The sequence below is a fragment of the Halorussus lipolyticus genome, from assembly GCF_029338375.1.
Lineage (GTDB): Archaea > Halobacteriota > Halobacteria > Halobacteriales > Haladaptataceae > Halorussus > Halorussus lipolyticus.
The window spans coordinates 1706759-1719579 of the sequence record NZ_CP119804.1; the positions used below are offsets into that span (position 1 = coordinate 1706759).

The window sequence follows — 12821 nt, forward strand, 5'->3', positions numbered from 1 at the left end:
AGGATGAAATTATAAGGGTATGAATTAAGTATTTCTAGTCTATTTTTATATAATTAATATATGCTCGAATACAATAGACTTATTGAGGGTCCCCGAATCACAATATTTCCCACCCGCATTCACCTAAAGCGTTTTACGGCGTGAACGACAACCCACACTCAAGTACCGATGCTCAAACGCGCACTAATCGGACTCCTCATCATTCCCCTCGTAGACGCCCTGTTCCTCGTCTACGTGGCGACGCAACTCGGGCCGGTCCTCACAGTCGCGCTCGTCGTCCTGACCGCGCTGGTCGGGACGCTGTTCGTCCGCGCCGAAGGCCGCCACACCGTCAGGCGGTTACAGGAAGCGCTCGGCAAGGGCGAAGTCCCGACCGACGAGTTGACCGACGGCGCGCTCCTCATCGCGGCGGGCGCGTTCCTGCTGACGCCCGGCCTCGTCACCGACACCGTGGGCTTCCTGCTGGCCTTCCCTCCCTCGCGCATCCTCGTCCGCGAGACCGTCCAGAAGTGGGTCGTCAAGCCCTACGTCGAGAAGAAGACCGGCGGGTTCGCCACCGGCAACGTCTACACCTTCGGCTTCCCGAACGCCGAGGACGTGAGCGCCAGCGGAACCGGCGCTAGCGCGGGCGGTGCAGGGAATGCTGGCGCTGGTGCAAGTGGCGCTGGCGGCTCGCACGGCCAGTCGAACTCCGAGGACACCTATCGCGTGGACGACGATTCCTACGACATCGAATTCGAAGACGACGAGGAGAAGTAGCGATGAAAAACCCAACCGGCTAATATCTCCGGAAAACCCCGTGAGGGCGTGTCGAAGCCGAATCGAAAGGAAACGCTTAAACATACAAGGGCGCAACGATTGAATGCGTTCAGCGGGCCAATAGCTCAATCAGGTTGAGCGCTCGGCTGATAACCGGGAGGTTCGCGGTTCAAATCCGCGTTGGCCCACTCGCTTTCCTCACGTTGATTGGTCGAAAGAGAAACGGGTCCGTACCCATCTCAAACGGTCCGTTTCCGGGTTTTCACCCCAACCAGTAGGAGGGCTTTTCAGGGGAGTTCAGTCGTATAGCGAATGAACCACCGCGCCGGGTAGCGATTTCCGTAGCCGGAGGTGTCCGTGATGGCGCTCCAGTTGCCCGACGCCGACGGCGACTGTCGCACCTGCGAGTTCTGCGACGCCCACGTCACCCCGGAGTTCCGTCGTAGCTACGGCACCGCCGACAGACGCGCTCTGCGGTGCCCTGAGTGCGATTCGTGGGCGCGCATTATGCGCGGGTCCGCGGCTGGCAAGGACGTAGACCACCCCGACCCGCAGAAACACGACGGTCGAAACGGCGGCGTCGAACTCCGCGGACCGAAGGTCACGGACGGAGGGCTAAGCCGATGAACCGGAGCGGTCTCGGTCGCTACGGCGTCTCCTCGCAAACTGTTCTCCGAGAACGCACCGAGGACGACGAGGGCTACCTCATTTGCCCCGAGTGCGGAACTCCCGTCGGGAACTCCCTCGGGAGTCACGAGGTCGCCCGGCCGGAGATCGTGGACGACGACCTCGCCGACGCCATCGGCGACGTGTTGGTCACGCACGGCTGGGTGTGCGACCGACACCCCGGCTACGAGGTCGTTATGCCGACGCCGGTCGGGTCCCTCTCGGTCGAGGAGGCCGTGAACTCCGGTTGGGTGGGCGTCCGCGTACAGTTCGCCGACGGATTCGTTCGGACCGTCGCCACGCCCGAGAAGGAGATTCGTCGAGGCGAGGTAGACGACGTGTCTACCGACGCTCGCGGCGAGTCCGAGGAGGCTGGTTCCGCGTGAGTCTCGACACGCCGTCGAGCGCGGGCGTCGTCTCGCCCGACCAGCACGTCTCGGACGTAACCGACGCCGAGACCGACCGCTTTCCCGAACCGCGCGCCCACGGCGCGAGCATTCAGAACGTGCTGAACGACCTCGCGCCCTCCGACCGGGAGAAGCGCGGTCTCGACCGCGGCACCCTCTACGACCACGCGGTTCACTACTGGCGCGAGAACGTCGAGGACCACGAACGCGAACCCTACGTCGCCGCCGAACCCTTCGACGCCGACTGGCTCCCCGAGGAGGGCCGCTACGCGCTCGTTCTCAAGTCCTCGGGATGGAAGGCCGGATACGGCACTGGCGACGACTACAGCCAGTTCTACGAACACCATCTCATGCTCCGGCGCGTGGTCGAGACGAAGAACGGTCACGAGTTGAAAAAGCCGCCGCTGGCGCTTCACGTCGAGGTCCAACCGCAGTTCCGCGACCTCGTGTACGAGGACGGGAACCCGCTGGAGTGTCCCCACGGCGAGGGCACTCGACTGGAGATTTGGACGACATGGGCCGAACAGCCCGAGGATGCCGAGACCCGCGCCTACGACGCCCTGCGCGCGGTCTACGGCGACGTGTTCGACGTAGACGACCGAAACCCCAACTCCCGGCGCGTCGCCAAGGCCGAGGCGCACGTCCGGTTCGCCCACGAGAAGATGGGCAACGTCGTAGAAACGCTCGACCAGTCGCGTCAGCTCGTCGCCTACGGCGGCGAGTCCGAAATCGAGGCCCACCAGCGCCGCCAGCGCCAAGGGTATCTGGAGGCGCTGGTCGAGTCCGACCGCTGGGACCTCCTCGGGTTCCCCGACCAACCGTTCAACTCGGCGCTGAAGGTCTACCGCCGGAAGGACTGGCACACGCTCAGTCCGGAGAACTCGGCGTATCACCCGAAGCTGGAGGCGTTCTTCGCTGGCGTCGAGCGCGGCGAACTCCCACATGTCTCGGAGTGGGAGGAGGTGATGGATCACCTGCGCACGATGTGCGCCACGCACGCTCGTTGGGCCGGGCTGGAACGGTCGGACCTCGTGGAAGACGAGTTCTTCGACGGTGCGCTCGCGCCCGAGTACGAGTTCGAGCGCCCGACCGGGCGCAAGCACATGCTTCGCCAGCGGTACGAGGAGGTCGCCACCGAGGTCTACCGCGAGGCGCTGAAGCCGAACACCACGGCCGTCTACGACCTGATGAAGGTCGTCGCGGAACACCGCGGCGCGACCTACGACAAGTTAGTCGAGGAGACCGGACTCGCTCGCTCGACCGTTCGCTATCACGTCGCTCGGCTGGAGGACGCCGAGGTGTTCGTGAAGGTCGAGGAGAACCCGGTACTCGTCGCGTTCAGCGCGCCGCTGGCCCGCGAGGAAGCCAGCGACGTGCTGGAAGAGGTCTATCCGGACGACACGCCGGAGGACCGCGCGGACCGCGCCGACGACCGACGCGAGGCACGCCGCGAGCGCCAAGAACGCCGTGACGACGACCTCGACGGCGAGGACGAGGAGGACGCCGACCCGGACGCCAGCGGTGAGGCCGAACTCGGGTTCCGCTACCTCGCGCACGTCGAGGCGAGCGCCCACGACCTCGCGTTCCTGCGCGACCGCGCGGAACTGGGCGAGCGCGACGTGCGCGTTCGCGCCGACGAACTCCCGCCCGACCTTCGATAGCGAGGTCGCGGTCCGGGTTCGCTCTTTCTCGTAGTGGCGACGCTATCGAGCGTCGGCCGTTTCGCTATACGATTCGTCTACTTCTGGTCGCGGGCACTGCGTTCGTGTCTCACTTCTGCCTTCTTCTACTTTCACTCGGGTGTTATCGTGCGTCTGCGGGTCTGATTCGACCCAGTTTTCCGAGAACTGGGAGGGTCGTCGCCGGGGTCGAACCGGTCGATACGCGGCGCGTGGGCGTCCGAGAACGCCGTCGAGGGCGCTTCGGGAGCGCACTGACATTGCCGCACCGCCTTAGGGTAGTGCCCCTAAGGGGGTAGAGAAGGGTTACGGCGGCGCGCAGAGCGCGCGCCGCCTACCGCACCGCGACCGCTGGTCGAACCGGCGCGTCACGGACGGACAATCAAATGCACGGGGGAGTAGCAGAAGGTGAGAACCCGCCAACGGGCTTTGCCAGATTCGCTTACGAGGGTCGTTCAGCGGTCCGACCGTGAGTGGTCGGGAAGGTCGAACCAACCACGGTCGAACTCCCCGCGGTACTGCTTGAGCGCGAGCGCGACGCCCGCGGGCACGTAGAGGACCACGAGAACCCACAGGACCAACGCCCCGAGGAGTCCGCCGAGCGGCCACTGTCCGACCGCCGCGAGGACCAACGAGACGACGGTCCCGGCGAAGCCCGACGCGGCGAGGAGTCGGTTCTGGCGGTCCTCGACCCAGCCCAGCCAGCGAGCGAACAGCGCCTCGGGCCGGAGTTCCGCCCGCGCCCACGCCGCGAACCCGCGGACGTAGGGCGCGAGCGCGAACGCCCAGTCGGGTGGGTCCGCGTCCGGCGGCGCAGGGAAGCGCGTCCGCGGGTCGAGCGCCCACGCGACCATACAGACGAACGCCCACGCCCGGACCCACGCGCTCCAGCACGTCCGGGCGTACCCGCGGGCCGCCGCATAATGCGCGTCGGCGCGCTCGCGCCAGTCCGTCCGTGCGTCCGCGTCCGCGTCCGAGTCCGCCAGCGGGTCCGCGCTCGCCTCGGCGCGGGCGTCCGTGCCAGCGCCCCCGTCTGCGGCCGCGTCCGTCTGTGCGCCTACAGCGGCGCGCACGCGGTCGAGTACGCCCGCCGCCCGTACCCGCCCGCCAGCGCCCGCCGCTTCGCCGTGCGCGTCCTCGGACGCGTTCGCGCCGTCTCGCACGCCCGTCTCGGCGAGCGCGAGTTCGTCCGCGAGCGCGTTCGCCCGCGAGTCCGCGGTTGCCAGTTCGTCCGCGAGCGCGTCCGGGTCCGCGAGGTCGGGCGCGTCCGTGCGCTCGACTCGACGAGGCGAGGTAGACGCACCGTCTACCGAGTCGCTCCGGTCGTCCTCCTCGCCCACCTCGTTCAGCCAGTCGGCGAGGTCGCCGTCGGAGTAGGTCACGGTAGCCCACCTCGGTTCACGACCGCCAGCGCCTCGCGCCCGAGGTCGAGGAGTTCCGTCGGGTCGAACGCGCCGACCGCGGCGAGAAGTCCGAGGAGCATGACGAACAGACCCAGCGTTCCGAGGAGCGACGCGACCGCCTCGGTCCGGCGAAGCCAGCGCCCCGCCAGAATCAGCGCCAGCCACGCCGACGCTTCGAGGAACCGCGTCTCGACCAGTCGGACCACCGGGTCGAGAACGTCGAGGCCGACGCCGAGTTCCGTCCCGACCATCTCACTTCCCTCCTCGGATGTTCAGAATCGTTCGGTCCGGTGAGGTGAACTTCTGGACGAGTCGGAACAGCGCCCACAGTCCGACGAGACCGCCCGCCAGCCACAGGAACTGTGAGACGCCGCCGAGTCCCGCGGCCAACTCCTCGACCACGCGAGCGAGCGCACCGGAGAGGTAGCCCGGTGCGAGGCTTTCGAGCGCCACGACGAACACCAGCCCGAGGACGCCGCCGCTCGCCCACATCGGCACCCCGCGCCGACGCGCGAGGACGCCCACGCCCAGAATCACGGCCGCGCCCGCGCCCAGCACGAGGAGCGGGTTCGCCAGCGGGTCGTCGGCCACGGAGCGCGCCGTACTCGCCAGCGGTGGGATTCCGCCACCGCCGTCGGACCCGCCACCGCCCGAGGAGGCCCCGCCGGAGTCCGACACCGAGATTCTGAGAAGGTTCGACTTGTCCGAGTCGAGCGAGAACACGACCGGCGAACCCGTCACGCCGGGTTCCTCTACGCGGTCGCTCGATTCGGACACGAGGTCGTAGGCGACGCCGGACTCCCCGCCGTGGTAGGCCAGTTCCACCGAGTCACCCGCGACCTCGCCCGGACGAATCCGGAACTTCGGTTCGTCCGGGTCCGCGACCGAGACCACCACGTCGTTCTGCGGGTTCGCCCGTAGGTCGAGCGTCCGCACGGTCGCGCGTCCGCCCTCGGGCGCGTTCGGCAAGCGCACGTATTGAGACGCGCCCCCGTCCGCGATTCGGGCGCTCGCGCTCGCGTTCGTGTACGACGGGTCCGCGACGTAGTGGACCCACTCGCTCGACGCCGTACCCGACACGTCGATTCTGAACTCCGGCCCGCGCGAGACCACTTCGAACGTCGTGTTCAGACGGTTTCCTTCGGTCGTCGGGTTCGTTACTCGGACCGCGCCGTCTCGGACCCGGACCTTGCTTCCGTTCGCCACGACCCGCGCCTCCGTGCCGGGCGCGAGGTCGCCGAGACCGACCTCCAGCGTCGTGTTGTCGAACCGCGACCATGTAGGCGCGGTTTCGGTCCCATTCAGGTAGACTCGGAGGTTTCGGGTCTGAACGACATTCCCAGCGAACGGAATTTCAAGCGTCGCGTTCTGGTTCACGTCCGCCCACGTCCGCGTCACGTTGTAGCGTTCGGACCACGATTCGCCAGCAAACTCGACTGACTGGTCGTCGCGGGCCGAATGGCGGAACTCGATTCCGACGTTGGGCGCTGGCGCGTCCGCTGAAAGACCCGGCGCGACTGAGACGTTAATCCGATTTGTCCCGTTCGCCAGCCACGACTCTGGAATCGCGTAATTCACCGTCTCGCCGTCTGCCAGCGCACTTTGGTTCTGCCAATTCCCGTTTAGCTCAAAGCCGATATTCCGCGACTCTGATACTTCTTTCAATTTCACCGACACGTCCACCGTCGAACCGCTCGCGGTCGAGACTGTCATTAAATCATCGTCCACCGACAGCCCCGGCGCTTGATATGTTACCGTCTCGCCGTCCGCGAGTTTGCCCGAGTGAGACACTTCGTCCACCCCGTCGCCGTCGAGGTCGAGCGCGGGAGACTCCGTTTCAGCAAGCTCGCTGAACTCTAATCGCCAATCCACCGACCCCGACTTGAACGATGAGAAGTCGAGCGTCGAGGAGTCGGTCGTCAAATCCAACGACTTGCTTTTCATCTCGCCGGGGAGGAGTTCGCCGACCGACGCCGACGCACCGGTATCGTCGGTAACCGTCACGTTTGACGGCGATTCTACCAGCGACATTTCCACGCCCTTCGTTCCGGTTCCTTGATAAATCGACACACTGCTAGACGTTTTTGACGGACTATCGTCGTATCTGAGTTCCAACTTGTCGCCGGACGTGCTGGTTGTGACGAACTCAACTGTCACATCCCCGCCCGGATTCGACGGTTCGTAGTCCTGAATGTCGATTGTTTGCGTTCCGGTTGACGAGATCGTCACGTCCGACGCGACTTTTGTCCCCTCGCCATAGTTATGGTCCGGTGTTTCTTCCACGATGTAAACGTCGAAGGTATGGGTTCCGCCGTTTGCACGCCAATAACTCTTAATCCCACTCACGAGGTCCGGGACGTTATCAAAGCGCACCTCCGCCGAAATCTCCTCTCCGACCGATTGGCCCGCGACGCCGAGATAGTGGTCATCGCTACCGTAAAGCGGGTTCGTGTGCGTCGTTCCGCGACCCGTAACTATCAACTCCGGGCTTGCCGGGGCAAGATTCCCGTCAACCGAGATGGACGCCGACCCGCCCGGCGAGACCGACCCGGATGGCGTTCGCCAAGTCGTTTTTCGGTCGCCCGTCAGAACGACCTCGGGTTCCGACCCGTTCGGACCCTCGATGCGATGGCCCGCAGGCCAGACCTCCAGTGATTCGCCATCGCCGAGACCTGTCGCCGAAACGTTATCCCATTCGGACGATTCCGCGCCCGTCAGTGTTAGATTCGGCGCGCGCGCCGAATCCATATCGCTAATATCGTACTGGTAGGATGTGCCGTCGGTCGCTGGGTTCCCCTGAATCTCGACTTCGCCAGTAAACGTAATCACGTTGTCCGAGAAATGCGGCAACTCGGCCACGATGTACCCGGAAGTCGTCGTGACGCGCTCACTCCAGCGCGACCCGCCCTCGTGAACGCCCGCGATTCTGTTCGGCAAGTAACCGAGCGCGTCACGCACCTCCGAGGCGCGGATTGCGATTCGTCGTCCCTCGTGTACCGAGTCGTCACGAATCACGATAGCCAGATTCCCGAGACCGTCTGCGACCGTCGTGTTCGGTCCGAGCGTCTGCTCGGCGTCCTCCGGCGTCGTCAGTACGACCTCGGTCGTAGACGCGTGCGCGGACGCCAGCACGTCGCCGTCGGTCATGTTCGCCGCGCGGTACGGGAAGGACTCGCTCGCGGGCGTTCCCTGTTCGACGTTCTGGTCCGGTATCGACACGAAGCCCGGCGGCATCTCCGGCGTCGAGGAGACCGACGCCGCCGCGGTCCCCGCGAGGAGTGACGGCGCGACCGCCGACGCCAGCAGAAGCGCGACCAGCGCCAGCGTCGTGCCGCGACCAGCAGTAGACGATTCGTCTACCGAGAGTCGTCGAGTCACGCCGCGAATGGACCCCCTCGGGGGTTTGCTCCTATAGGACTCTAAGTACGCGCGTGCGTATCCGTTCACTCGCGCGACAATTTCGCGCGACCGGGCGCGGCTCATAGCGAGACCACCCCCTCCGAGTCGGCAGACTCCCCGGCATCCGCTGGGTCCGAGGGCACTTTCGGCGTCAGATGAACGCGCAGTTCCTCCTCGGTCGGTTTCGGGATGTTCGGCCACGCGAACGCCGCGAAGTTCGTCTCGGTCCAAAAGAGACCGCGGCCCGTCGGCATGTCGCTGGTGAGGTCCTTGTACATCGGCACGCGGTTGACGCCGACAACCTGCGAGGCGCGCGTCGGGTTCGCTCGACCGTTCAGCGTCACCCGCCAGCGGTGCTTTCGCTTCACCTTCTCGTGGGCGTCCTCCGCGTTCTGGCCCGCGTGGTAGACGCTGAGCTTGTACTTCCGCGAGTCGATGAACAGGTCGCGGTAGAGTTCGACCTTCTGGTAGCTGGCGAACTTGTCCTTGCTCGCCGACTGGGGAATCACGTCGCCGATCTCGTCGGAGAGAAGCGAGGTCCAGATGTACGGGCCGTGTTCGACGCGCGCGAGGAGGAACCCGACCCACCAGTGGTTCACCGGGTCGTTCGGAGTGAACTCCAACCCATCCTTGCGCTTCGGCGAGCGTTCGTAGAGTTCCTGACACCCGGTCATCTGCGGGTCCGGGTAGACCACGTGGAACTTCCCGGACTCCAGATGGTTCTGGCAGAGGTCCATCGGGTCGTCGTAGTAGACGACCTCGCGTACCACGTCCTCCAGCGGAACTTCTCGTCGGTAGGCGTCGCCCTCGGTAGTCGAGACGACCATCGCCTCGACCTCGCAACTCGCCGGAAGACAGACCTTTGCCCACGGCGCGAAGCTAATCCACTCGCTCCGGGACTCGCTGGCCCGCCAGACGACCGCCTCGGACGGGTACGGTCCAACCGAGTCCATGAGGTGCGCGCCGATAGCCTTCAGGAACGTCGATTTCCCCGCGCCCATCGGCCCCTCGATGAGGGCGTCCGTGCCGCCGCCGGGCGAGTAGGCGCTGTTGTCCGCCGCCTTGCACAGACACCCCGGAATCACCGACGGGTAGTCGAACTGGTCCACGTCGAGTTCGGGTATGCCGAACTTGCGTCTGATAGACTGTGCGTCCGTGTGCCGCGAGGTACCGAGGTAAGTCCCGGTGTTCTCTCGCGGGTCGAGGTCCGTCAGCGTCTCTACTGTGTTCCACGTCATAGGTTCCGAACAGGTAGCTCCGAGTTCTCGCGTTCCGCCAGCTCGCCCGAGCGGTCGGCGACCTCGCGGGCCGCGACCGCGAACGCTGGCAGAATCTCTTTCGCCGCGAAGGACTCCCGGAAGAACCACGAGCGGGCGCGCTCGCCCTCGCGGTCCAGAAGCATCTCGCGGGTGTGACTCTCCGTGTACAAGCGCGTGGCGAGGTCGTCGGGCACTTCCGCGTAGCTCGCCTCGGTGACTTGCTGAACCCACGCCAGCATCTGGTCCTCCGACTCGAATCCGTCGAGGACCTGCCGGAGCGCCCAGTCTTGGCGTTGGTCGAGTTCCGCCAGCGCGGGCCGCATGCCCGGCGCGTCTTGCTCCTCGGGGTCCGGCGGCCCCTCGTCGGTCTCGGTCCGGTCGTCCTCGACGTACTCGGTCGCGGACCAGCGGAACCCGCGGTGGGACGCCACGAACGCCGGGAGGAGGTCCACGGCCGCGACCCCGCGACGCGCGGTCGCCGCCGACTCGGCGTCGAGGATTTTCGGGTTCCCATCGTCGTCTGTGTCCGCCCACGCAAACCGACGCCGGGACACGAGGAGGACCGAGAGGTCGAGACGCGAGAACGCCCGCTCGACCATCCAGTCGCCGTCGAGACGCCCGAGCGTGTGAATCGCGGCGTCTTGGCACCACAGCAGGAACGTCCGCCGGTTCTCGAAGCCGTCGATGAACCGGCGCAAGAGGCCCAACTGGTCGCCGGTCAACTTCTGGAGCGCGGGCCGCAGCTGGGGCGTCTCGGGAAGGCCGTCGAGGAGATCGCGCACCTCGCCCTCGCCGAACCCGAGGTCCGCCAGCACGTCGCCCTCCTCGGCGCGCGACGCTTGCGAGCCCGCCGACGTAGACGGTTCGTCTATCTCGGTTCTCCAGTCGCCCGAGTCGTCGCCGTCGACGGCGTCGGTAGACGAGTCGTCTACCACTCCTCGTCGAGTCGCGTCAGTCGTCACCCGCGACCACCTCCGAGTTGCGCGGCTGGCGTTCGGACTCCGGCGGCGCGAGTTCGTCCGTAATCTTCTCGAAGGTCGTCCGGTCGCGTTCCTCCTGTTGGCGCACGCGCTCGGCGCGCTTGTCCGCTTTCTCGGTCAGCGCCTCGCCCTTCCAGTACTCGCGGTCCGCAACGTCCTCGAACTCCCGTGCGTGCGTGATTAGGTTCTCGACCAGCGCGCCGTACTGCGCGGGCGCGAGGTTCAGTTCGGATTTCCCGACCGTCGGTCTGACCACGGTCGCCAGCGCCGCGAGGACGCCGAACGCGATACCGAACCCCTCGTTGAACAGCAGGCCGCCGACGTGCCACGCCAGCCCGACCAGCAGGAACGCGCCGACCAGCGGCCCCCACGCGACCGAGGGCACCGGCCAGCGCCCCGCGACCAGTTCGTCCTCCGACTCCGGCCAGTCGAGGAGGTCCGGCGTCGAGAACGTGAGACTCGCCCCCTCGTAGTCGATAGGCGCGTCCGCCGTCGGGTCCGAGAGGAACACCTCGTCGTACTCGTCGTCCTCCTCGGGACCGACCAGTCGCGTGCCCAGCGCCGCCTCGTCTACGTCCACCGTCGGCGCGGCGTCGTGGAAGGGCCACACCGCGACCAGCCACGGAATCCAGCCCTCGCGTCGAATCTTCCGGCCGTCCGCGGTCTCTACCACGTCGTAGGCGCGCGTCCGGACGTGCCACCGACCAGTCCCGTCGTCGTTGATGCTGGCGCTGTCCTCGCCGCTGGTCAACTGGAAGAACAGGACCTCCTCGGGGTCCTCGCTGAACGCGAACAGCACCGCGACCCCGAGGAGCGCCCCGCCAGCGATACCGACCGACCACGGCGCGGTTGCCAGCAGTTCCAAGAGTCCGTTGTACCACACGAACACCGCGAGGAACGTCGCCACGGCGAGCGCGAACACGACCTCCAGCACCGAGACCATCGGTCCGTTGCCCACCTTGTCGAGGAACCGCCGGTCGAGCGCGACCACGCCGACCGAGGTGAGCATACATGGCGCGAACATCCACAGCGCGGCGTAGCCCGCGATGCCGCCCGCCGTCTGCATCGGCACCGACTGGGCCGCCTCCGAGACGCTGTAGCGGAACCGCCAACTCACGTCCTCGCGGTGGCCCTCCAGCCACACCGTCACCAGCATCGGGTCGCCGTAGTGCGCCGGGAGGTCGAGTTCCGCGTACCCGTAGTCGCCGCCCGCGAGCGTCGCCGAAACCGTCGTGTGCGTCGCGTTCGTCACGACGCGCTCGGTCACGGTCTCGTTGTCCTCGGTCGTTCGCTCGACCGTCTCGAACTCCCACAGCACGACGTGAAACGTCGCGTCCAACTCCTCAGAGTCCCAGCCGCGGAACGACCCGACGTAGATGGAATCGCGCTGAACGACCGTGCGCGGCTCGACGTACTCGCGGTCCTCCGGCGACGCCATGAACCGGACCGGAACGTGGCGAATCCAGAACGACCCGGCGTCGCCGAACGGTCGAATCGCCTTGCTCGGTGCGTTGCTCTTGACCGTGCCGTAGTCCGCGAGTTCGCCGTAGGTCCACGTCTCGTTCTCGGTCGCGTCCGACTGGTCGCCCGCTTCGGTGTCGTCTTGGGCGAGCGCCACGCCCGGCCCGACGACTGGCACCGCGAGCGAGAGGAGAACGACCACCACGAGCGCGGCGCGTCGGCGTTGTGCCCCCATCATCTGTCGTTCCACGTGAGGATGAGGAGGCTCAGGACGCCGACCACGAGCAGAATTTCGCTCGGACCCAGCGCGGTTACGCGGTCGAGGACCGCCCACGACCCCGCGACCGCTCCGAGTTTCGCCAGAATCTCGTGGTGCGAGAACAGCACGTTCCCGAACATCACGCCGACCGACTCGATTCCTTCTGCGGTCCCGAGGAACGCCCCGAGGACGCCCGCGCCGACGAACCCGGCACCCGTGACCGCCCGCCGGACGTTCCGCTCGCCGCGGTCGGCCGCGCCCGACACTGACCGCTCGCGGATAGCCCACCACAGGCCCGCGAGGAGCAGTATCGGGAGAACGACCCATGTGAACCACCACGGAATCTCGATTACCATGAGGTCGAAATTCTCCCCGAGCGCGAGGAGCGTGAATGGCGCGACCCCCGCGACTCGACGAGGCGCGGTAGACGGCTCGTCTACCCGGCCGATTTCGCCCGGTCCGTCGAGACCGTCGCCAGCAGTCGTTTCCTCTCCTCGATTCCTCTCGTCGTCCGCGTTCGGTTCTGATTCGTTTGGTTTGAGCATAGTT

The 12821-nt window shown here is 66.3% G+C and carries 11 protein-coding genes and 1 tRNA gene; 5 read left to right on the forward strand and 7 right to left on the reverse strand.

Annotated features, from left to right (window positions below; genetic code table 11):
- Positions 1-168 precede the first annotated feature (168 nt).
- The 5 genes from P2T57_RS08660 (at position 169) to P2T57_RS08680 (ending at position 3493) form a co-directional block, all read left to right on the forward strand.
- Positions 169-759, forward strand: coding sequence for an FxsA family protein (locus tag P2T57_RS08660; RefSeq protein ID WP_276298792.1), 591 nt, complete (start codon positions 169-171; stop codon positions 757-759).
- A 114-nt stretch (positions 760-873) separates the two neighbouring features.
- Positions 874-947, forward strand: a tRNA-Ile gene (locus P2T57_RS08665).
- A gap of 172 nt (positions 948-1119) precedes the next feature.
- On the forward strand, positions 1120-1386 hold the full coding sequence (locus P2T57_RS08670; protein ID WP_276298793.1) for a DUF7563 family protein: 267 nt from the start codon (positions 1120-1122) through the stop codon (positions 1384-1386).
- The gene (locus tag P2T57_RS08675; RefSeq protein ID WP_276298794.1) at positions 1383-1811 is read left to right on the forward strand and encodes a hypothetical protein; all 429 of its coding nucleotides are present in this window, start codon (positions 1383-1385) and stop codon (positions 1809-1811) included. Before P2T57_RS08670 ends, P2T57_RS08675 begins: the two co-directional genes overlap by 4 nt.
- Entirely contained in the window at positions 1808-3493 is a 1686-nt protein-coding gene (locus P2T57_RS08680) for a winged helix-turn-helix domain-containing protein (protein ID WP_276298795.1), read from the forward strand. Before P2T57_RS08675 ends, P2T57_RS08680 begins: the two co-directional genes overlap by 4 nt.
- A gap of 473 nt (positions 3494-3966) precedes the next feature.
- Here the strand turns inward: P2T57_RS08680 and P2T57_RS08685 are convergent, their stop codons facing one another.
- From P2T57_RS08685 to P2T57_RS08715, 7 genes are all read right to left on the reverse strand, one after another.
- Positions 3967-4893, reverse strand: a complete 927-nt coding sequence (locus tag P2T57_RS08685) for a hypothetical protein (RefSeq protein ID WP_276298796.1) — start codon at positions 4891-4893, stop codon at positions 3967-3969.
- Positions 4890-5165: a hypothetical protein gene (locus P2T57_RS08690; RefSeq protein ID WP_276298797.1), complete on the reverse strand. Its 276-nt coding sequence runs from the start codon at positions 5163-5165 to the stop codon at positions 4890-4892. Before P2T57_RS08690 ends, P2T57_RS08685 begins: the two co-directional genes overlap by 4 nt.
- A gap of 1 nt (position 5166) precedes the next feature.
- Complete coding sequence (locus P2T57_RS08695; protein ID WP_276298798.1) at positions 5167-8292, reverse strand: hypothetical protein; 3126 nt, start codon at positions 8290-8292, stop codon at positions 5167-5169.
- Positions 8293-8393: 101 nt separating this feature from the next.
- On the reverse strand, positions 8394-9551 hold the full coding sequence (locus tag P2T57_RS08700; protein WP_276298799.1) for a nucleoside/nucleotide kinase family protein: 1158 nt from the start codon (positions 9549-9551) through the stop codon (positions 8394-8396).
- The gene (locus P2T57_RS08705; protein WP_276298800.1) at positions 9548-10534 is read right to left on the reverse strand and encodes a hypothetical protein; all 987 of its coding nucleotides are present in this window, start codon (positions 10532-10534) and stop codon (positions 9548-9550) included. The genes P2T57_RS08700 and P2T57_RS08705 overlap by 4 nt, the downstream gene beginning before the upstream one ends.
- A complete protein-coding gene (locus P2T57_RS08710; protein ID WP_276298801.1) occupies positions 10524-12251 on the reverse strand; it encodes a hypothetical protein in 1728 nt (575 codons plus the stop codon). Before P2T57_RS08710 ends, P2T57_RS08705 begins: the two co-directional genes overlap by 11 nt.
- On the reverse strand, positions 12248-12817 hold the full coding sequence (locus tag P2T57_RS08715) for a hypothetical protein (RefSeq protein WP_276298802.1): 570 nt from the start codon (positions 12815-12817) through the stop codon (positions 12248-12250). The genes P2T57_RS08710 and P2T57_RS08715 overlap by 4 nt, the downstream gene beginning before the upstream one ends.
- Between the last annotated feature and the right edge of the window lie 4 nt (positions 12818-12821).

Coding starts and splice junctions, on each gene's coding strand:
- P2T57_RS08660 (WP_276298792.1), top strand. CDS start 169: ATGCTCAAACGCGCACTAATCGGACTCCTCATCATTCCCCTCGTAGAC.
- P2T57_RS08670 (WP_276298793.1), top strand. CDS start 1,120: ATGGCGCTCCAGTTGCCCGACGCCGACGGCGACTGTCGCACCTGCGAG.
- P2T57_RS08675 (WP_276298794.1), top strand. CDS start 1,383: ATGAACCGGAGCGGTCTCGGTCGCTACGGCGTCTCCTCGCAAACTGTT.
- P2T57_RS08690 (WP_276298797.1), bottom strand. CDS start 5,165: ATGGTCGGGACGGAACTCGGCGTCGGCCTCGACGTTCTCGACCCGGTG.
- P2T57_RS08700 (WP_276298799.1), bottom strand. CDS start 9,551: ATGACGTGGAACACAGTAGAGACGCTGACGGACCTCGACCCGCGAGAG.
- P2T57_RS08710 (WP_276298801.1), bottom strand. CDS start 12,251: ATGATGGGGGCACAACGCCGACGCGCCGCGCTCGTGGTGGTCGTTCTC.
- P2T57_RS08715 (WP_276298802.1), bottom strand. CDS start 12,817: ATGCTCAAACCAAACGAATCAGAACCGAACGCGGACGACGAGAGGAAT.